Annotated in this window: 25 protein-coding genes; 14 read left to right on the forward strand and 11 right to left on the reverse strand. The window is 71.7% G+C overall.

Annotated features, from left to right (window positions below):
* Positions 1–17: 17 nt before the first annotated feature.
* The gene (locus tag KBX43_RS20415) at positions 18–941 is read left to right on the forward strand and encodes an AEC family transporter (protein ID WP_210886605.1); all 924 of its coding nucleotides are present in this window, start codon (positions 18–20) and stop codon (positions 939–941) included.
* Here KBX43_RS20415 and KBX43_RS20420 read toward each other — a convergent pair whose 3' ends face one another.
* The 3 genes from KBX43_RS20420 to KBX43_RS20430 form a co-directional block, all read right to left on the reverse strand.
* Positions 942–1601: a Type 1 glutamine amidotransferase-like domain-containing protein gene (locus KBX43_RS20420; protein ID WP_209961557.1), complete on the reverse strand. Its 660-nt coding sequence runs from the start codon at positions 1599–1601 to the stop codon at positions 942–944.
* A gap of 79 nt (positions 1602–1680) precedes the next feature.
* Entirely contained in the window at positions 1681–2043 is a 363-nt protein-coding gene (locus tag KBX43_RS20425; protein WP_210886608.1) for a nuclear transport factor 2 family protein, read from the reverse strand.
* A gap of 194 nt (positions 2044–2237) precedes the next feature.
* Positions 2238–2831, reverse strand: a complete 594-nt coding sequence (locus KBX43_RS20430) for an ABATE domain-containing protein (RefSeq protein ID WP_158560000.1) — start codon at positions 2829–2831, stop codon at positions 2238–2240.
* A gap of 133 nt (positions 2832–2964) precedes the next feature.
* On the opposite strand from KBX43_RS20430, the gene KBX43_RS20435 reads away from it, so the two are divergent.
* The 5 genes from KBX43_RS20435 (at position 2965) to KBX43_RS20455 (ending at position 6906) form a co-directional block, all read left to right on the forward strand.
* Positions 2965–4149: an MFS transporter gene (locus KBX43_RS20435; RefSeq protein ID WP_210886611.1), complete on the forward strand. Its 1185-nt coding sequence runs from the start codon at positions 2965–2967 to the stop codon at positions 4147–4149.
* A gap of 36 nt (positions 4150–4185) precedes the next feature.
* Entirely contained in the window at positions 4186–5016 is an 831-nt protein-coding gene (locus KBX43_RS20440; RefSeq protein ID WP_307851559.1) for a helix-turn-helix domain-containing protein, read from the forward strand.
* 68 nt (positions 5017–5084) lie between these two features.
* Positions 5085–5666, forward strand: coding sequence for a dihydrofolate reductase family protein (locus tag KBX43_RS20445; RefSeq protein WP_210886614.1), 582 nt, complete (start codon positions 5085–5087; stop codon positions 5664–5666).
* Positions 5667–5732: 66 nt separating this feature from the next.
* On the forward strand, positions 5733–6317 hold the full coding sequence (locus KBX43_RS20450) for an SDR family NAD(P)-dependent oxidoreductase (RefSeq protein ID WP_069090169.1): 585 nt from the start codon (positions 5733–5735) through the stop codon (positions 6315–6317).
* Positions 6318–6420: 103 nt separating this feature from the next.
* Positions 6421–6906: a hypothetical protein gene (locus KBX43_RS20455; protein WP_307851560.1), complete on the forward strand. Its 486-nt coding sequence runs from the start codon at positions 6421–6423 to the stop codon at positions 6904–6906.
* A gap of 3 nt (positions 6907–6909) precedes the next feature.
* Here KBX43_RS20455 and KBX43_RS20460 read toward each other — a convergent pair whose 3' ends face one another.
* Positions 6910–7503 carry a hypothetical protein gene (locus KBX43_RS20460; protein ID WP_210886617.1) on the reverse strand — a complete coding sequence of 198 codons (594 nt, stop codon included), beginning with the start codon at positions 7501–7503 and terminating at the stop codon, positions 6910–6912.
* 150 nt (positions 7504–7653) lie between these two features.
* On the opposite strand from KBX43_RS20460, the gene KBX43_RS20465 reads away from it, so the two are divergent.
* Positions 7654–8019, forward strand: a complete 366-nt coding sequence (locus tag KBX43_RS20465) for an MmcQ/YjbR family DNA-binding protein (RefSeq protein WP_176722920.1) — start codon at positions 7654–7656, stop codon at positions 8017–8019.
* Between the two features lie 9 nt (positions 8020–8028).
* Here KBX43_RS20465 and KBX43_RS20470 read toward each other — a convergent pair whose 3' ends face one another.
* Together KBX43_RS20470 and KBX43_RS20475 are read right to left on the reverse strand one after the other, a co-directional pair.
* Positions 8029–8526: a DinB family protein gene (locus KBX43_RS20470; RefSeq protein ID WP_069090170.1), complete on the reverse strand. Its 498-nt coding sequence runs from the start codon at positions 8524–8526 to the stop codon at positions 8029–8031.
* A 44-nt stretch (positions 8527–8570) separates the two neighbouring features.
* Entirely contained in the window at positions 8571–8975 is a 405-nt protein-coding gene (locus tag KBX43_RS20475; protein ID WP_064446223.1) for a helix-turn-helix domain-containing protein, read from the reverse strand.
* A 77-nt stretch (positions 8976–9052) separates the two neighbouring features.
* Here KBX43_RS20475 and KBX43_RS20480 point away from each other — a divergent pair, with 77 nt between their 5' ends.
* The gene (locus tag KBX43_RS20480; RefSeq protein WP_233607803.1) at positions 9053–9850 is read left to right on the forward strand and encodes an SDR family NAD(P)-dependent oxidoreductase; all 798 of its coding nucleotides are present in this window, start codon (positions 9053–9055) and stop codon (positions 9848–9850) included.
* Positions 9851–9865: 15 nt separating this feature from the next.
* Here KBX43_RS20480 and KBX43_RS20485 read toward each other — a convergent pair whose 3' ends face one another.
* Entirely contained in the window at positions 9866–10333 is a 468-nt protein-coding gene (locus KBX43_RS20485; RefSeq protein WP_210886620.1) for an SAM-dependent methyltransferase, read from the reverse strand.
* Positions 10334–10405: 72 nt separating this feature from the next.
* Here KBX43_RS20485 and KBX43_RS20490 point away from each other — a divergent pair, with 72 nt between their 5' ends.
* The 3 genes from KBX43_RS20490 to KBX43_RS20500 all read left to right on the forward strand — a co-directional run bounded on the left by KBX43_RS20490 (position 10406) and on the right by KBX43_RS20500 (position 12438).
* Entirely contained in the window at positions 10406–11263 is an 858-nt protein-coding gene (locus KBX43_RS20490) for a PhzF family phenazine biosynthesis protein (RefSeq protein WP_210886623.1), read from the forward strand.
* Complete coding sequence (locus KBX43_RS20495) at positions 11260–11958, forward strand: class I SAM-dependent methyltransferase (RefSeq protein WP_043324689.1); 699 nt, start codon at positions 11260–11262, stop codon at positions 11956–11958. The genes KBX43_RS20490 and KBX43_RS20495 overlap by 4 nt, the downstream gene beginning before the upstream one ends.
* Positions 11959–12069: 111 nt before the next feature.
* Positions 12070–12438: a YciI family protein gene (locus tag KBX43_RS20500; protein WP_043324687.1), complete on the forward strand. Its 369-nt coding sequence runs from the start codon at positions 12070–12072 to the stop codon at positions 12436–12438.
* A gap of 199 nt (positions 12439–12637) precedes the next feature.
* Here KBX43_RS20500 and KBX43_RS20505 read toward each other — a convergent pair whose 3' ends face one another.
* Positions 12638–13402 carry a nuclear transport factor 2 family protein gene (locus KBX43_RS20505; protein ID WP_210886626.1) on the reverse strand — a complete coding sequence of 255 codons (765 nt, stop codon included), beginning with the start codon at positions 13400–13402 and terminating at the stop codon, positions 12638–12640.
* Between the two features lie 66 nt (positions 13403–13468).
* Here KBX43_RS20505 and KBX43_RS20510 point away from each other — a divergent pair, with 66 nt between their 5' ends.
* From KBX43_RS20510 to KBX43_RS20520, 3 genes are all read left to right on the forward strand, one after another.
* Positions 13469–14005: a TetR/AcrR family transcriptional regulator gene (locus KBX43_RS20510; RefSeq protein ID WP_064446220.1), complete on the forward strand. Its 537-nt coding sequence runs from the start codon at positions 13469–13471 to the stop codon at positions 14003–14005.
* Positions 14006–14199: 194 nt separating this feature from the next.
* Positions 14200–14988: an alpha/beta hydrolase gene (locus KBX43_RS20515; RefSeq protein WP_210886629.1), complete on the forward strand. Its 789-nt coding sequence runs from the start codon at positions 14200–14202 to the stop codon at positions 14986–14988.
* 9 nt (positions 14989–14997) lie between these two features.
* The gene (locus KBX43_RS20520) at positions 14998–15396 is read left to right on the forward strand and encodes a VOC family protein (RefSeq protein WP_210886632.1); all 399 of its coding nucleotides are present in this window, start codon (positions 14998–15000) and stop codon (positions 15394–15396) included.
* A gap of 4 nt (positions 15397–15400) precedes the next feature.
* Here the strand turns inward: KBX43_RS20520 and KBX43_RS20525 are convergent, their stop codons facing one another.
* From KBX43_RS20525 to KBX43_RS20535, 3 genes are read right to left on the reverse strand one after another with little or no spacing between them, the layout of a single operon-like run.
* The gene (locus KBX43_RS20525) at positions 15401–15796 is read right to left on the reverse strand and encodes a hypothetical protein (protein WP_104114202.1); all 396 of its coding nucleotides are present in this window, start codon (positions 15794–15796) and stop codon (positions 15401–15403) included.
* Complete coding sequence (locus KBX43_RS20530; protein WP_210886635.1) at positions 15793–16173, reverse strand: VOC family protein; 381 nt, start codon at positions 16171–16173, stop codon at positions 15793–15795. Before KBX43_RS20530 ends, KBX43_RS20525 begins: the two co-directional genes overlap by 4 nt.
* A gap of 13 nt (positions 16174–16186) precedes the next feature.
* Positions 16187–16381 (reverse strand): DNA-binding protein, encoded by a 195-nt coding sequence (locus tag KBX43_RS20535; RefSeq protein WP_210886638.1) that lies wholly within the window; start codon positions 16379–16381, stop codon positions 16187–16189.
* Positions 16382–16520: the final 139 nt, after the last annotated feature.

Genomic DNA, 16520 nt, shown 5'->3' on the forward strand with positions numbered 1-16520 from the left:
CCTCCGGTGACGCCCGCATGAGCCTGGTGTCGGCGTTCGTACCGATCTGGATTCTCACCGCTGTCGGTTACGCGTCCTGTCGCTGGGGCCTGCTGGGCGAGGCAGCGGCGTCGGTGCTCGGCCGGTTCGTGTTCCAGCTCGCGATGCCGGCCGCCCTGTTCCTGGCCCTGGCCCGGATGCCGCTGTCCGGGTTCGCGGGCCGCTCGTTGCTCGCCTTCGGGGTGAGCACCGTCGCCGTGGTCGGGTTCGGTTGGGGCGGTGCGAGCCGGCTGTTCGGTCGCGAGCCCGGCGAACGGCCGATCTGGGGCATGGCCGCCGGGTACGTGAACTCGGCGAACCTCGGCATCCCGATCGCGACGCAGGTTCTCGGCGACGTGTCGTTCCTGGCGGTGGTGGTGCTGCTGCAGGTGCTGGTGGTGGCACCCGTGATCGTGGTCGTGCTGGACCGGCGCAGCGACCCGGCCGGGCGGGTCCGGGTGCGCCGGGTCGCCTCGCTGCCCGTACGCAATCCGGTGATCCTGGCGTCGCTGCTCGGTGTCGCGTGCTCCGCTGCCGGTGTGCGTCTGCCGGCGGCGGCCGCCGCGTCGCTGACGCTGCTTGCGGGCGCCGCGGCGCCCGCCGCCCTGGTCGCGCTCGGCGCGTCGCTGCACCCCGCGGCACCGTCGCGGGCGGAACCGACCGGGCCCGGAGAGCTGGCCGCGATCAGCGCGCTGAAGCTGGTCGCACAACCTGTCATCGCGTACGCGGCCGGCCTGGCCCTGCACCTGTCCGCGCCGCAGTTGCTCGCCGTGGTGGTGTGCGCGGGCCTGCCGACGGCGCAGAACACGTTCATCTTCGCCCAGGAGTACGGCGTCGGCGAGGCGGTCGCCAACCGGGCGGTGGTGGTGACGACGACGCTGTCGCTGGCCACGCTGGCTGCGGCGGCGGCGCTGCTCGGGTAGCTACCGCTCGGCGGGGAACCGCCTCCACTGCCCCTCGGAGACGACCTCGACCGTGCCGTCGACCACTGTGATCGCCGTCTGGTCGTCGATCGCGTACGCCGGACCGGCGACCTCGGCCGCCCACTTCTCGGCGTTCGCCATGGTGTTGTCCGGTTCGAGGCCCAGGTGCGGGAAGATCGAGAAGTCGACGAGCCCCAGCGTGCGGTCGTCAGGCGCGGACTGCCACTCGACGAAGTCCGTCCCGACACGCGGGGTCAGCACCATGCTCCCCGCGCTCAACCCCACCCAGACGGTGTCAGGCAGCGACGGCAGCAGGCCCGCCAGCCCGGACTGCCGCATCCAGTGGCACAGGTACGTCGCGTCACCGCCGTGCACCAGTATGACGTCCGCCTCGCGGACCCAGGGAACCCACCGCTCCTGGCCGATGCTCGGTAGCGCGGTCAGCTCCAGGACGCCCAGCGACTTCCAACCGAGGCCGGTCATCGGCAGCGGCGTCTGACCGGTGATGAAACGCCAGGCCGAGGCCGGCCCGCCCATCGGGTAGGCGGCCGTGGGGATGCAGAGCGCGTTGGACTCGGCGACCGGCTTGCCCAGCAGGCCGACCAGCGCATCGTGAATGCTCGGGTTCTGAACGCCCGCGGATGTGAGAAGAAGCTTCACGCCTACCTCCGGTGGCAGCGGTTGGGTGCACGGGAGTACAGACCGGGCACCGTATCGAAACTCATCGCCGCACGTCGCGTCACTCGCGGATCTCCATCGCCGCGACCAGGCCGTCGTCGAGGCGGTAGACGTGCGTGACGGTGTGGTCGGCGAGCTTCGTTCCGGCTTTGTCGTGCACCACCTGATGAACGGTGACGGCGATCCGGCCGTCCGGCTCCGTGCGGAACGCCGTCGGTGTGACGACGGGTTCGAGCTGGTCCCACTGCCGCCGCCAGTAGGCACTTACCTGGTCCCGGCCGCTGAGGACGCCTCCCTCCCAGCCGTTGGGCCACGAGACGTCCGGCGTCATGGCGGCCAGCAGCGTGGGGATGTCACGCCTGTTGAAGGCCGCGTAGAGGTTCGTGAGCAGGGCCTGGGAGGTAGGGCGTCTCGGCGAATCCACGGAGCCAGCATGGCCGGTGGGTGAGACCTCGCGCAGACGTCTTAGCGGTCAGCAGAACGCGAGCAGACCCGGACGGTAGGGACGCAGCCCCACGGCGCGCCACGACCGTCCCGTTGTGATCTCCGCCCACCTGCCGGCGCGTGCCCACATCTGCTCCTCGAAGGCGCTGCGGCCGGCCGTCTCGCGCCATGGGCTCACCGTCTGGGGCGGATGCGTCGTACCTCGACGTAGCGGCGGATCTTCTCCGCGGTCCCGCAGTCGTCCATGCTGCACCAACGACGGCTGCGGTTCTTGCTCTCGTCGATGAACAGGAAGCGGCAGCCCGCGCATCGCTTGATCCGATCGAGCGCACCCGTGGTGAGAAGCTGGACCGCAGCATGGACCACCGGCCGTAAGGGCCGGGCAAGCGTGTGGTCGTCCCGCCAGGACCATGCGAATGTCTTCCCGCGCATGAGCTGTGCGTGGGCGAGCGCGTCGGCTTCGTCGTCGCGCAGCCGGGTCAGCGCCGCTGCGCCCGGGTCCTCGCCGGCGGCCAGTGGCCGGAACACCTCGTCCAGGTAGTCACGGGTGCGAAGTGCCTGCGCGAAGACGGTGTGGGCGCTGTCCGGACTGCCGCGGGACAGCCGGCGCAACGCCGCCGCCTGCGTTTCGGTGAGGGTGCCCGCGTACACGCTCCAGGCGATCAGCTCGGCGTAGCCGGTGAGCACGTCGTCGTCCGGAGGCCCGACGGGTGGGCCGGCGCGGGTGTTGAGGAAGTCCAGCGCGAGGTCGCCGCCGACCAGGCGCATCCGCGTAACCCTTGCTGTTTCCATCAAAACCGACTTTACCAGTTGCCCCGTGACGAGGAGCCTTCCTAGAGTGTTTCCGTCATAGCCGGTTTAGGGGGTAACAATGGGCCAGGCGCACGCACACCGGCGGGCAGTGGGCGCGCTGATCGGCCTCGCCGGCGGAACGTTCCTCTACACCGCAGCCGAGGCGCTGCCGATCGGGCTGCTGTTGCCGATGGCCGTGGACCTGGCCGTTCCGCCGTCCCAAGTGGGCATGCTCGTCACCGTGTACGGCGCGGTGGTGATGGTCGCCTCGGTCCCGTTGACGGCGCTGGTGCGCAGAGTTCCTCGCCGACGGCTGCTGTCGGCGCTCCTGGCCGGCTTCGTCGTCAGCAACGCGATCACGGTGTTCGCGAGTACGTTCACCATGCTGATGGCAGCCAGGATCGCCACCGCGGCCACTCATGCGTTGTTCTGGGCGGTCGTTGTGCCGACCGCGGCTGAGCTGTTCCGGCCCGGACTGCACGGACGGGTGGTCGCGATCGTGTTCGCCGGCGGCAACGTCGCCCTCGTCCTGGCCGTGCCCGCGGGCACCTGGCTGGGTGAACGTGCCGGCTGGCGGGCATCGTTCCTGGCGGTGGCCGGGCTCGGTGTGCTCGTCTTCGCCGTGGTGGCCTGGTTGCTGCCGTCGACGGGGCCGGCACAGGGACACGCCGGCCGGGGCAGAACCCCCGACTCCCGCCGGTTCTGGCTCCTGGTCGTCGTGGCCGTCCTGTCGACCGCCGGCGCCATCGCCGGCTACACCTACATCGCCCTGTTCGTCACCGAGGTCACCGGATTGCCCGCCGCGTCGATCGCGACCATCCTGCTGGCGCGCGGCGTCGCCAGCGTCCTCGGCATCCTCGCCGCCGGACCGATGGTCGACCGCAGCCCGTGGTCCGCCCTGGTCGCGACGGTTGCACTGCAGTGTGTGGCGCTGCTCGGCCTGTACGCGTTCGGCCACCACCCGGCGGTTGCCGTCGTCCTGATCGCACTCGCCGGCCTGGGGTTCGCCGCGTTCACCGCGGCGCTCGGCGGCCTCGTCCTTCAGGTGGCGCCCGGCCGCTCCGATCTCGCCGCTGCGACGCTGTCCGCCGCCGTCAACGTCGGCATCACCGGCGGCGCCTTTCTCGGGGCCCTCGTACTGGAAAGCCACGGTGCCGCCGGCACGATGTTGGTCGGCGCCCTGCTCAGCGCTGTCGCCCTCGCACTCGCCCTCGGCGAACGACTCATCCCGCCGCCGCACAGCAAGGGCGGCGCGGCCGTTCGTGAGTCGATCCCGGCGGGGCGTCGGCGGTGACGGCGGGGCGTCCGCGATGCTGTGGACGTGGAGTACGTGTCCAGACTGCCGGGGCCGCCGCTGGACGGGCTGATCGACGACCTCTACTACCTGGCGGGCACGCCCCCGTACCCCCGGCTGACGCTGCCGCCGATGCCGGCGGCGCTGCTCATCGTCAACCTCGGCGCGCCGTTCCGCGTCCGCGGTGGCACCGACATCGAGACCACCGAGTACGCCGACGGCTGCGTGATCACCACGCCCACCCGCGCGTTCGAGTTCGGTTACCCGCGCCCGACCCGGTCCGTCGGCGTACACGTCAAGCCGTGGGGCCTGGCGCCGTTCCTGCCGATGCCGGCGGCCGAGCTGTGCGACCGGCCCGTGACGCTGGAGCAGGTCTGGGGCCGGCCCGCCGTCGCCGAGCTGCGCGACCGGCTGGCCACGGCCGACGGGCCGCACGAGATGCTGACGCTGCTCGAGGAGGAGCTGAGGCGACGGCTGTCCGATACCACCGGCCTGGGGCTGGTCCGGCACACGAGCGGCGTCATCGCGGCGACCAGCGGCGCGGTGCCGATCGGCAACCTGAGGACGGCGGCCGGTGTCAGCAGCACCCATCTGACGCAGCGGTTCAAGGAAATCGTCGGCGTCACACCGAAGCGGCTGGCCCGCACCTACCGCTTCGCCGCCGCCGTGTTCGCGATCGACCCCGCCCGGCCGGTCGACTGGGGCGAGCTGGCAAGCGACGCGGGCTACTTCGACCAGGCCCACTTCGGCCACGAGTTCCGGGCGTTCACCGGCCTCACACCCACCCGGTACGTCGAGGTCCGGCGGCGGTTCCTGCGCGAACACCCCGGCCACGTGATCGACGGCTGGTCGCTGCCGGCCGATTGATTTCCTACAAGAACGGCGGCCCGCGGCCCGCTAACTTGGGGGCCACCCAAGGAAGAGGAGAAGTCGGCGTGGGCACTGTGGTCCTGTACAGCTCGGTGTCGGTGGACGGCTTCGTCGCGGACGACAACGACCAGCCCGGGCCGCTGTTCGACTGGTTGACCAGCGGGGACGTCCCGCTGGACGACAGCGGCGCGTTGCGGGTGTCGCAGACGTCCCACGACTACGTCCGGCCGTACTGGGATCAGATCGGGGTGACTGTCGTCGGGCGGCACGTGTTCGACCTGACCGACGGCTGGGACGGGACGCCGCCGAGCGGCATCGACCACGTGGTCGTCGTGACGCACCGGCCGCCGCCCGAGGGTTGGAACCCCGGCGCGCCGTTCCACTTCGTCGACGGCGTCGAGGCGGCAGTGGCCAAGGCGCAGGAACTTGCGGGGGACCGCATCGTCGAGGTCGCCGCCGGTGACGTCGGCGGCCAGGCGCTCGCCGCGGGCCTGGTCGACGAGGTACGCATGGACGTCGTACCCGTCGTGTTCGGGTCCGGCAAGCGCTTCTTCGGGTCGGTCGACGCGCAGCACCTGCTGGAGGATCCGGACGTCGTGCTCCCGGGCGAGCGGGTGCTTCACCTGCGGTACCGGGTGCGCCGCTGACCGAGCGCGAACGCGGCGTCCGATCCCCGCCGGACAGACGGCCCGACGTCGACCAGGCTTCCTCCCGTGAACAACGCACTCGACGGCAAGGTAGCTCTCGTCACCGGTGGTGGCCGTGGCATCGGCGCGGCGGTGGACCGGGCGGCCGGGGAACTGGGCCGGTTGGACATCCTGGTCAACAACGCGGGCGCGTTCCTGCTCGGGCAACTGGAGCAGCTGAGTCTCGACGAGTTCGAGCAGACAGTCGCGGTGAACGTCCGGGCACCGTTCGTCGCCTCGCAGGCCGCGGTGCGCCACATGTCGGCGGGCGGGCGGATCGTCAACATCGGCAGCAACACGGCCGAGCGGGCGGTCTTCCCGGGCTTCTCGCTCTACGCGATGAGCAAGACCGCCCTGATCGGTCTGACCAAGGCGCTCGGGCGCGAACTCGGCGGTCGAGCGATCACCGTGAACCTGGTGAACCCCGGCGCCACGGACACCGAGCTGAACCCGGCCGACGGCCCGAACGCGGACACGATCAACGGGTTCACCGCCCTCGGCCACTACGCGCAGCCGGCCGACGTGGCCGCCGCGGTGGCGTTCCTCGCCGGCCCGGACGGGCGTTACGTCACCGGCGCGACTGTGAACGTCGACGGCGGATTCACCATCTGACCATCGGGAACGGCCAGGGTGATGACCGGAAGGACGGCTGCGGCGGGGGAGAGTTCTCCCTTTTCCGCTGGCGCGCGCCGGGCAGCGCGGGTACACCTGGGCGGTGATCCTCATCCAGCGGGTCCGCGTCCGGTGGACCGCCGACGCTCGCGGCGCGCCCGCGGCGAACGCCCGCCGTGGACTGGTCCGGGCGATGCCGCTGCCCCGGGCACTGCCGGAGGGCGAGGTGGTCGTCCACGACGTGCTAGCCGACCGGGCAGCCGGCTACGAACACCGGGACGGGGTACGCGCCGGAGACGTCGCGCTGGCCCGCGAGGCCGGGCTCTGGCTCGGGCGTGGCCAGGCGTGCATCGTCGTGGACCGGCTGCCGGGGTCGGCGGCGTTTCCGCGCCCGTCGGCGTCGGCACGGCTGTTCACGCTCGCCCCCGGGCAGGTCGGCCGCTACCGGGCCAACTTCCGGTTCACCGGCTGCGGGTGCGATCCGAGCTGGTACTACGAGGAGTGGCTGGTGCACGTCGGACACGGTGCGGTGGCATCCTTCGGCGCGCCGGACCGCGACGTCGACCACCGCGTGCACCTGTACGGGTAGGCGTCAGCTGTCGAACCAGACGACGAGTCGTACGTTGCCCTCGCCGTGCCGTTCGGCCAGCTCGCGCATGCCTTCCAGCACCGCGCGCAGCGCCGGGTCACGCTGCAGCGCATCGCTGTTGGACAGGCGCTCCACCCGCCACATCACGTTTCCCGAGCGCCATTCGGTGCCCTCCGGGTAAGTGCTGCCCCGGTGATCCGCGTGCTCGCCGGCTACCTCGCGCCAGGCTCGCCCGTGCCGGGTGGCCTTGCTCCGGTAGCGCGGTCCCTCAGCGGTCAGGTCGTACACGTGGATCCGGTCGTCGACCCGAGGGGATCGCGCGTTCCAGTCGATGCGTGCCACCTCCGCCCACGACACCCACGTGGGGTCGTGATGGCGGTCGGTGAGGTGGCGAGCGCGCAGGTTCGCGCTGACGTCGTCCGGCAGGCCACGGCCGGGCGCGACCGGCTCGAACCCGGCGTAGTTGCGCACACCGAACAGCAGGCCGAAGGCCTCGTAGTTGGTGGGGATCTCCCGCAGGCTGATGTCGGTCAGCTCCCACGGCGAACCCGGGCCGTGCGGCCGGATCTCCACCCCACCCCAGATGGCGGTACTCACGTTGCTCCACCCCCGCAGCCGAGACGGTCTGATGTCCGCCACGACCATCGCACCCGGCGGCAAGGCGCCGCGGTCCGGACCCGCCCGCCGAGGGGCGGCGCGCTGGCTAGGCTGTGCCGGTGTGGAAGGCGGGGTCCCGGGGTGACCGTCATGGTTGACGCGGACGACGTGCGTCGGGTGGCGTTGTCGCTGCCCGACGTGGTCGAGATCGACAGTGACGGCTTCGACTTCCGTGTCGCCGGCAAGGGGTTCGTCTGGTCCTATCCCGAACGTACGCCCGGGAAGCCGCGGCGCATCCGCACCGACATCGCCGTGCTGTACGTGGGCGACGAGGCGGAGAAACAGGCCCTGCTCCTCGGTGAGCCCGACCTCTTCTTCACCACCCCCGCGTACGACGGGTTGCCCCTGGTCATGCTGCGGCTGGCGCGCGTCGGCGTCGAGCGTCTGACGGAACTCGTCACCGACGCGTGGCGGATGCGTGCCCCCGGCTCGCTCACCGGTGAACCCGGCGCGTGACCCCGCACGCTATCCGTCGAGGATCTGCTCCCGGAGGATGTCCGCGTGCCCGCAGTGCTGGGCGAGCTCGCGCAGGACGTGGAGATACACCCACCGCAGCGGAAGCGGGCCCCGTCGGTGCCCGGTGAGAATGTCATCCAGACCTCGCGTGGAGGTCGCCCGGCGTGACGCGTCCCGGGCGTCGCGGTAGGCCTGCCGGACCCCGGCGATCGTGTCGCCGTCGTCGAGGAGGAACGAGTCCTCCGACCGCTCCGGGATGCCGATCTCGGCGCGAGACCGGCCCGTGACGGCTTCGTCGAACCAGACCTTCTCGACGAAGGTGGCGTGCTTCACCAGACCCAGCAGCGTGGTGCGGGAGGCCACCAACGATCGGCGCGCCTGTTCCTCGGTCAGTCCGTCCAGGCAGCGGTCGAGCGCGTCGCGGTGTTCGTCGAGAAACGCCTCGAACTGGGCCTGGATCGGCTGCGCGACGACTTCGGCGGAGAAGGTGGGCGGGAAGGACGGCATGGACGCAGCATTCCAGATCGGCGGCCGGATGAGCGCGGGGTGTATCAGGCGGGTCGCTGACGAACCGCGACGATCTCGGCGTGGTGAGCGACCGCCCAGTCGGCCAGCGCGGAAAGCGGCTCCAGAAGGCTGACACCGAGTGGCGTCAGCCGGTACTCGACGCCCGGCGGCACCGTCGGAAACACCTCACGCTCGACCAGGCCGTCGCTTTCCAGCGCACGCAGTGTCCGGCTGAGCATGCGCGGGCTGATGCCCTCCACGGCGCGGTGCAACTCGTTGAACCGGTGCGGATGCCGGCCGAGCAGGGTGATCAGCAACAGCGTCCACTTGTCGCTCACCCGCCGCAGCAGGTCGGTGACCGGACAGCGGTCGTACTCGCCGGCCGGAACCGGCACCGGCAGCCGATGATCGAGCAGCGAGGCACTCACATCGGTGTCACCTGTGGACATGAAAGTGCCTTCTTTCGCCTCCGCCGGCCTGCTGCCCAGGATGGGGCAGGTCGATGAGCACACGATAAGGGGGCGACGTGGGCGTCGTGGTGGTCAGTGGCGGCACGAACGGAATGGGGCGTGCGTTCGCCCTGGGGCGGGCCGAACATGGCGACCGCGTCCTGGTGCTCGGCCGCAACCGTGCACGTGGCGAGGCGATGGCCGGCGGCCTGATCGCCTTCCTTCCCGTCGATCTGTCCAGCACGGCCGAGACGCGGCAGGTCATCGAGCACATCCTCGGCGAGCACCAGGTCGTGGACGCGTTGACGCTGTTCGCCAATGCGGTGACGCCGCGTCGCATCGAGACGGTGGAGGGACTGGAGCGTACGTTCGCGCTCTACTACGTCAGCCGCTACCTGCTCAGTTTCGGTCTGCGTCCGGCCCTGGACCGGGCGACCCGGCCGGTGATCGTGAACGTCGCCGGTGTCGGGGTCACGAGAGGCGAGGTGCGCTGGGCCGATCCCCAGATGAGGGAGGGCTACTCGGCCGTCGCCGCCCAGTTGCAGGCCGGGCGGGCCAACGACCTGCTCGGCGTGGGCTTCGCCCAGCGGTCCGGTAGCCGCGCCCGATACGTGCTCTACCATCCCGGGTTCACCAGGAGCGGTGACCGTAGCGCGCTCCCGCTCGTGGTACGGGGGCTGCTCGCGGTGGCGGCGGCGGTCGCCGCCCGGTCCGTCGCGGACGCGGTGGCGCCGATTCACCGGTTCCTGGACGCGCAGCCGACCGCGCCGGTGACCGCCGTCGACCGGGGGAAGCAACTTCCGCCCGGTTTCCCGACCCTCGACCCTCATGACGCCGAGCGGTTGATGGACCTCACGGAGAGGCTGCTGCGGTGAGGCGCCGCGCCGACGCTACGGCCGGAAGTAGTCGGACATCATGCTGCTGACCCACTCCGGCTGCCGGACGTTCGTGGGGACGAACTCCACCAGCACCGGCTTCAGGTCGATGACCGGCGTGCCGGACACCGCGTCGAGGCCCACCACCGTCAGTTCCCGGCCGTGGACCGACTCGATGCGGCAGCACGTCACGCCGATCCGGTTCGGCCGACGGGGACCACGGCCGGCGAACACGCCCATCGGCGGCAGGTCGGCCCGGCCCCGGTAGGGACGGGGCTCGCGGTGGTCGCCGCCGTCCGGGAACCGGTCGAAGACGAACACGACCTCCACGTGCGAGAACTCCTCCAGGCCCTGCAGGCACGCCTCGCCGAAACGTTCGTCGACGACGATCGTGCTGCGGACGGCGCCCCAGTTGTCGCTGTCCTGGATGTCCGTCCGGTCGTTGCGGACCGTGCCGATGGGGGTGATCTCGAAGCTGGGCATGCCCGGAGAGTAGTTCCGCGTGGCTCGTCACGGGGGCCCACGAGCCGGGCCACCGGCGCTAGGCTCATGATCATGGACGTTCTCCGATACGCGGCGTTCACCGCCGATCCCGCCGGCGGCAACCCGGCCGGTGTCGTGCTCGACGCCACCGGGGCGGGCGACGCGGAGATGCAGCGGGTGGCGGCGCAGGTCGGCTACTCCGAGACGGCCTTCCTCGTGCCCGGCGAGGGCGGACGGTTCACGGTGCGCTACTTCAGCCCGAAGGCGGAGGTGCCGTTCTGCGGCCACGCGACCATCGCGTCCGCGGTCGCGTACGCGCAGCGGCACGGCCCCGGCGCGCTGCACCTGGACACCCGCGCCGGACTGGTCGAGGTCGCCACGAGCGCGCAGGCCGACGGCACCACCACCGCCACGCTCACCAGCGTCGCGCCGCGCACCGTACCCCTTGCCGCGGGCGACCTCGCGGCGCTGCTCGCCGCGTTGCGCTGGTCGCCGGACGATCTCGACGCGATGCTGCCGCCGCGTGTCGCGTACGCCGGGGCCTGGCATCCGATCGTGGCCGCCGCGACCCGGCGGCGCCTGGCGGACCTGGACTACGACATGGCGGCGCTGAGCGCGCTGATGGCCGAGCGGGACTGGACGACGATCGACCTGGTGCATCGCGAGTCCCCGCTGGTGTTCCACGCGCGCAATCCGTTCCCGCCCGGCGGCGTGGTCGAGGACGCGGCGACCGGCGCGGCGGCCGCCGCGTGCGGCGGTTACCTGCGCGAGATGGGCCTGGTGCGGCCGCCCGCCACAGTCACCGTGCGGCAGGGCGAGGACATGGGCCGCCCGAGCCTGCTCACCGTCGGCATCCCCGCCGATCCCGGCGCCGGGATCGCGGTGACCGGCACCGCCGTGCCCATTCCACCCGCTGAGGCGGCCCGGTGAGGCCGGACCACTACGACGGCTTCGCCGAGCGGTACGCCGCGGAGAACGAGTCCAGCCTGTTCAACGCCTACTACGAGCGGCCCGCGATGCTGGAACTCGCCGGGGACGTGCGGGGCCGGCGGATCCTCGACGCGGGCTGTGGCACCGCCCCGCTGTCCGAGGCGCTCGCCGCGCGCGGGGCCGTCGTGACCGGCTTCGACGGCAGCCCGGCGATGGTGGAGCTGGCCCGCGAGCGGCTCGGCGGGGACGCGACGCTGCTGGTGGCCGACCTGGGCGCGCCGCTGCCGCTCGCCGACGGCGCGTTCGACGACGTGATCGTGTCGCTGGTGCTGCACTACTTGGAGGACTGGACCGCGCCGTTGGCCGAGCTGCGCCGTGTGCTGCGTCCCGGCGGCCGGCTCCTGGTGTCGGTGAACCATCCGATCGGGTACGAGGTGGCGTTCCCGGACGCCGACTACTTCGCCGTCGCGAGCTGGTCAGAGGAGTACGACTTCGACGGGCAGCGCGCCACGCTCACCTACTGGCACCGGCCGCTGCACGCGATGACGGCGGCGTTCACCGACGCGGGTTTCCGGCTCTCGGTGATCAGCGAACCGCCGTTCTCGCCCGACACGCCGCGCGAGCTGCTGCCCCCGGAACTCGACGGCCGTACGGCCTTCCTCTGCTTCATCTTCTTCGTTCTCGAAGCGCACTGAATCCGAGCGGCGCATAACGTCGAGCGGCGTATAACGTCGGATCCGGGTCGGCTCGTTCGTAGGACGGGTGAGAGGCGGCCGGACCGGCCGCCCGGACAAGGGAGTCATGGCATGCCGCGGTACCTGATCTCGTTCAACGACGGCGCGATGGACCACATCCCCGCGGAGGAGATCCCCCAGGTGGGCAAGGACGCGCACGCGGTCATCCAGGAGGCCGTGAACGCTGGCGTGTTCGTGTACGGCACCGGGCTCGAACGCCAGCAGGCCAGCATCGTGGACACGGACGGGGTGGTCACCGACGGGCCGTTCCCGGAGACCAAGGAGGTCATCGGCGGGTTTGTGGTCCTCGACGTGGCCTCACGCGACGAGGCGCTGAAGTGGGCCGCCAAGATCGCCGTCTCGTGCCGCTGCGCCCAGGAGGTCCGGGAGGTCATGCCCGACCCTGAGACGGAGGCGATGCTCCGCGCGGCGGGCCGCTGACCGGTCCGATGTCGACGCGACGACGGTGGGCGGGGCACCCGGACGGAGGCCACGCCTACCATGATCGCTAGCCTCGTGCGGTGAAACGTGAACTCGCCGCGCTCTCCCTGCTGTTCGTCGTCTCCGCGTGTGCGCCCTCGGAACCCACGCCGTCGACGTCCGCCACCCCGTCGTCGTCCGCGTCGGCCTCGGCCGCTCCTCAGGCCGGCTCGACCGCGCCCGCGGACAAGGTCGCGGCCGGTGCGTGCAACATGGTGGCCCGGGTGGTCGAGCAGCAGGACGTCCGCTTCACCTCGAACTCGCCGATCGCCATGCGTGCCCGCAAGGCGGCCGACCCGGGCGTCCGGGACGCCGGCGAACGGCTGGCGGTGGCGGCGAAGGAATCCGGGGACATGTTCGTCCGCAACGACCCGAACGAGGACACCGGCCCGGTCGACGCCCGTATGGCCGAGGCGCAGCGCGGGCTCCTGTCCGCGTGCACGGCGCTGTTCGGGCCGCAGCCGTGGCCGTTCGCCCCGTCGCCGACACCGACCACCTGAGCCGCGGCGCTGATGCCGGCTCGTGCCGGGCCGGCGGCCCCGGCGATGGCGAGTGTGTGCTGATATTCGCGCCAGTGGGCCAGCTTGCCGTCCCGGGTCCGCAACACCCCGATGAACGGCGCGGACGCGGTCACCCCGGTCACCGTGTGTGTGCCGACGAGTTCGTACTCGACCACGATCACCTCGGGATCGGCGGTCTCGTGTACGACCACGCCGCGGCACTCGTCGAACCGCACCGGGAACGACGCCCGGCCCGCTCGCGTGTACTCGAGAACGGGTTGCTTCCCCTCGGTGCGGGTCGGGTGGCCGGGCGCGGCGAAGGGCGTCTCGATCACCACGTCGTCGGCCAGCGAATCCGCCTCGAAGGTGGGCAGGTTCGCCAGCCACCTGGCGCGCATGCTCTCGAAGATCTGCTGTGGTGTCACGTCGGCTCCGCGATAATGAGTCATGACTCGACTTGTGGCTCCGAGAATAATGAGTGGAGACTCACTTTGGTAGAGGGTCCGCCCCTGCGCGCCGACGCGCAACGCAACCGGGTACGCATCCTGGACGCCGCCGAGGCGGTCTTCGCCGAGTTCGGCGCCCGGGCCTCCACCGAGGAGGTGGCCCGCCGGGCCGGCGTCGCCATCGGCACGGTCTTCCGTCATTTCCCCACCAAGGAGGACCTGCTCGCCGCGCTCATGAAGCGACTGCTCGCGCAGCTCGCCGAGGAGGCGGGACGACACGACCTCTTCGGGTTCTTCAGACACACGGTGGCACAGGCCGCCGCGAAGAAGACGGCAGTCGAACTGCTCGCCGGATCCGGGGTGGACATCCGGCTTCCGGAAGCGGTAGGTCACCTGGAGGAGGCGGTGGGCAGGCTGCTGGAACAGGCCCGGGCCGACGGAACCGTCGCCGACTCGGTGCGGCTCCCCGAGGTGATGGCGCTGCTCACCGGCATGTGCCAGGGCGCGCTGCACGGCGGATGGGACGAGCACCTGCAAGCCCGGACGCTGGCGGTCGTCTTCGCCGGCTTCGAGCGCGGCTGACGGTCCGGCGCGGATCACGCCGCGATAAACCGGTTGGCCCGCCCGGCGAGCGCTGTTACCTTGCCGGTGGCCGTGCCGGAGAACGAGGGAGGTGGTACCCGTGACCGCAGTATCGACATGGGTGCTCCCCTCGGGGGTCACGGCCGGGCGATAGGTCGTCCGGGAGCGCCGTCGCACTCCCGAAAGGCACGACCATGCGCTTCACCTCCGAACAGCGCCTCGCCGACGGCGTCCGCGAACGCGAGTTCACCCTCGGCGAGATCCCGGGCATCCTGTGGACGCCCGCCTCCACGTCGGCGCCGGCCCCGCTGATCCTGCTCGGCCACCCCGGCGGACTGCGCCGGATGTATCCCCGCCTGGCGGCCCGGGCGCAGGGCTGCGTCGAACAGGGCTTCGCCGCCGCCACCATCGAACTGCCCGGCGGTGGCGACCGGCCCGCGTCCGCCGCCGCCGAGCAGGCCCGCGCCGACCTGCGCCGGGCACTGGCAGCCGGCGAGCGGGTCGCCGACGAGGTGGTCGACCGGCTCGTCCTGCCGCTGGTGGAGGAGGCGGTCCCGGAGTGCCGGGCCGCGCTGGACGCGCTCCTCGCGCTGCCCGAGGTCGGCGGCCCGGTCGGGTACGCCGGCGGGGTGATCTCGATCGGCGTACGGCTGGCGGTGGTCGAACCGCGCATCGTGGCCGCGCTCCTGTTCGCCGGAAGCTTCGTGCCGCGCGCCATCATCGAGGAGGCCCGGCGGGTCACCATTCCGCTGCACGTCCTGTTGCAGTGGGACGACGAGGGCAACGACCGGCGGATGGCGCTGGACCTGTTCGACGCCTTCGGCTCGTCGGAGAAGACGCTGCACGCCAACATGGGCGGGCACACCGGCGTGCCGTGGTTCGAGGGGGACGCCGCGAACCGGTTCTTCGCCCGGCACCTGAAGGCGGGCCAACCGGCGGCGGTCTCGGCGGATCCGGGGGAGGGGACGCCGTCCGGCCAATAGGGTGATCGCATGGCGCCCGTGACCGGACTGGACCACGTCGTCATCGCCGTGTCCGACTGGCGGGCCGCCACCGACTTCTATCGCGACGTCGTCGGCGCCGAGGTGATCGGCGTCGGCGGCGACCGCGTCGCCTTCCGGATCGGCCCCCACCGGTTGAGCGTGCACGGGCCGGGTCTCGACCTCGGCGGCAACGTGGCCCGGATTCCCGTCCGTCCGGGCAACAGCGACATCTGTTTCGTCTGGGCCGGGCCGATCGAGGAGGCGGTGGCGCACCTGCGGCGGCACGACGTCGAGGTGGAGACGGGACCGGTCCGGCGGGTCGGCGCCGGTGGCACCGGGACCAGCGTCTACTTCCGCGACCCGGACGGAAGCCTGCTGGAGTTCATCTCCTACCAGGAGAGGCCGTGACCGGTCAGAGCGGTGACACCACCAGCTCGACGTGCCGGGCCTCCGTCGCGTCGTCCACGGCGAACTGCAGCAGCCAGCGGCCCGGCGCCAACTCGATCTCGTCGTTGTCGTCGGCGTCGCCGACGTAGAGCCGCCCGGACGGGACGTCCAGTGTCACCTCGTGCGGGTGCCCCGTGACGCGCTGCGACGTCACCCGGATGTCGAGGGTGACATCTGCCTCTCCCTCGTCCGCCACGGCGGCGGAGGCGACCACGACCGCGACGTGGTGCGTCGTGGCGAACACCGGCGCGTCCCCGGCGTGGAAGTCGATGTCGAAGTCGGTCTCGCAGAGGGCGTCGCTGAGGTAGACGGCACCCCAGTGGTAGGGGCGGACCCGGCGTACGCGTCGGTCGTCGGTCACGCGGGCCCGCCGACCGGCGGCGCCCAGGTGGGGCGCGGGATCAGACAGAACGGGTGACCGGCCGGGTCGGCGTACACGTGGTCGCCCGGCAGCCGCCGCGCGCCCAGCGCGAGCACCGCCGTACCCACCGCCTCCTGGTCGTCGACCATCACGTCGAGGTGCATCTGCTGCGGCACCGCCGGATCCGGCCACGTCGGCGCAACCAGGTCGGCGACGCGCTGGAACGCCAGCCCGGACACCGCCGTACCGGCCGACACCACGGCGAAGTCGTCGTCCGCGTACGTGATCGGGTCGCCGAGGACCGCGCTCCAGAAGCGTGCCTCGGTCATCGGATCCGGGCAGTCGACGATCAGGTGGTGGAGTCTGCCGAGCGGCATCGCGATCGCCTTGTCAGCTCAGCCGCAGGTCGTGCTCGGCGAGGGCGGCCTCGATGACGCCCAGCGCCTTCGGTCCCATGCCGTGCAGGCGGGCCAGCTCCGCGCGCGGCACCCCGGCGAGCCGGCGCAGCGTGGTGTAGCCGACCGCGGTCAGCGCCCGCGTGGCCGGCGCGCTGATCTTCGGCAGGCGGTCCAGGGACGACGTCATCGCCCGATGCTAGACCGCCACGGTGCGGCTCGCCTGCCCGTCCTTCGGCCCGTCAGGGACGGAGTGGGGGAAAGACCCGAGGGGCATATCGGGGCGTTTCCGTATGGGACTCGGGTGGGACGCCGCTGAAGAATCGACG

Source organism: Micromonospora sp. C41 (assembly GCF_018070485.1).
Taxonomy (GTDB): domain Bacteria; phylum Actinomycetota; class Actinomycetes; order Mycobacteriales; family Micromonosporaceae; genus Micromonospora; species Micromonospora chalcea.

Excerpts from the sequence above, each read along its gene's own strand:
- KBX43_RS20490 (WP_210886623.1), top strand. The coding sequence starts at position 10,406 with ATGGACGTTCTCCGATACGCGGCGTTCACCGCCGATCCCGCCGGCGGC.
- KBX43_RS20465 (WP_176722920.1), top strand. The coding sequence starts at position 7,654 with ATGGTTGACGCGGACGACGTGCGTCGGGTGGCGTTGTCGCTGCCCGAC.
- KBX43_RS20415 (WP_210886605.1), top strand. The coding sequence starts at position 18 with ATGAGCCTGGTGTCGGCGTTCGTACCGATCTGGATTCTCACCGCTGTC.
- KBX43_RS20485 (WP_210886620.1), bottom strand. The coding sequence starts at position 10,333 with ATGCCCAGCTTCGAGATCACCCCCATCGGCACGGTCCGCAACGACCGG.
- KBX43_RS20520 (WP_210886632.1), top strand. The coding sequence starts at position 14,998 with ATGGCGCCCGTGACCGGACTGGACCACGTCGTCATCGCCGTGTCCGAC.
- KBX43_RS20470 (WP_069090170.1), bottom strand. The coding sequence starts at position 8,526 with ATGCCGTCCTTCCCGCCCACCTTCTCCGCCGAAGTCGTCGCGCAGCCG.
- KBX43_RS20500 (WP_043324687.1), top strand. The coding sequence starts at position 12,070 with ATGCCGCGGTACCTGATCTCGTTCAACGACGGCGCGATGGACCACATC.
- KBX43_RS20515 (WP_210886629.1), top strand. The coding sequence starts at position 14,200 with ATGCGCTTCACCTCCGAACAGCGCCTCGCCGACGGCGTCCGCGAACGC.
- KBX43_RS20430 (WP_158560000.1), bottom strand. The coding sequence starts at position 2,831 with ATGCGCCTGGTCGGCGGCGACCTCGCGCTGGACTTCCTCAACACCCGC.
- KBX43_RS20535 (WP_210886638.1), bottom strand. The coding sequence starts at position 16,381 with ATGACGTCGTCCCTGGACCGCCTGCCGAAGATCAGCGCGCCGGCCACG.
- KBX43_RS20475 (WP_064446223.1), bottom strand. The coding sequence starts at position 8,975 with ATGTCCACAGGTGACACCGATGTGAGTGCCTCGCTGCTCGATCATCGG.
- KBX43_RS20530 (WP_210886635.1), bottom strand. The coding sequence starts at position 16,173 with ATGCCGCTCGGCAGACTCCACCACCTGATCGTCGACTGCCCGGATCCG.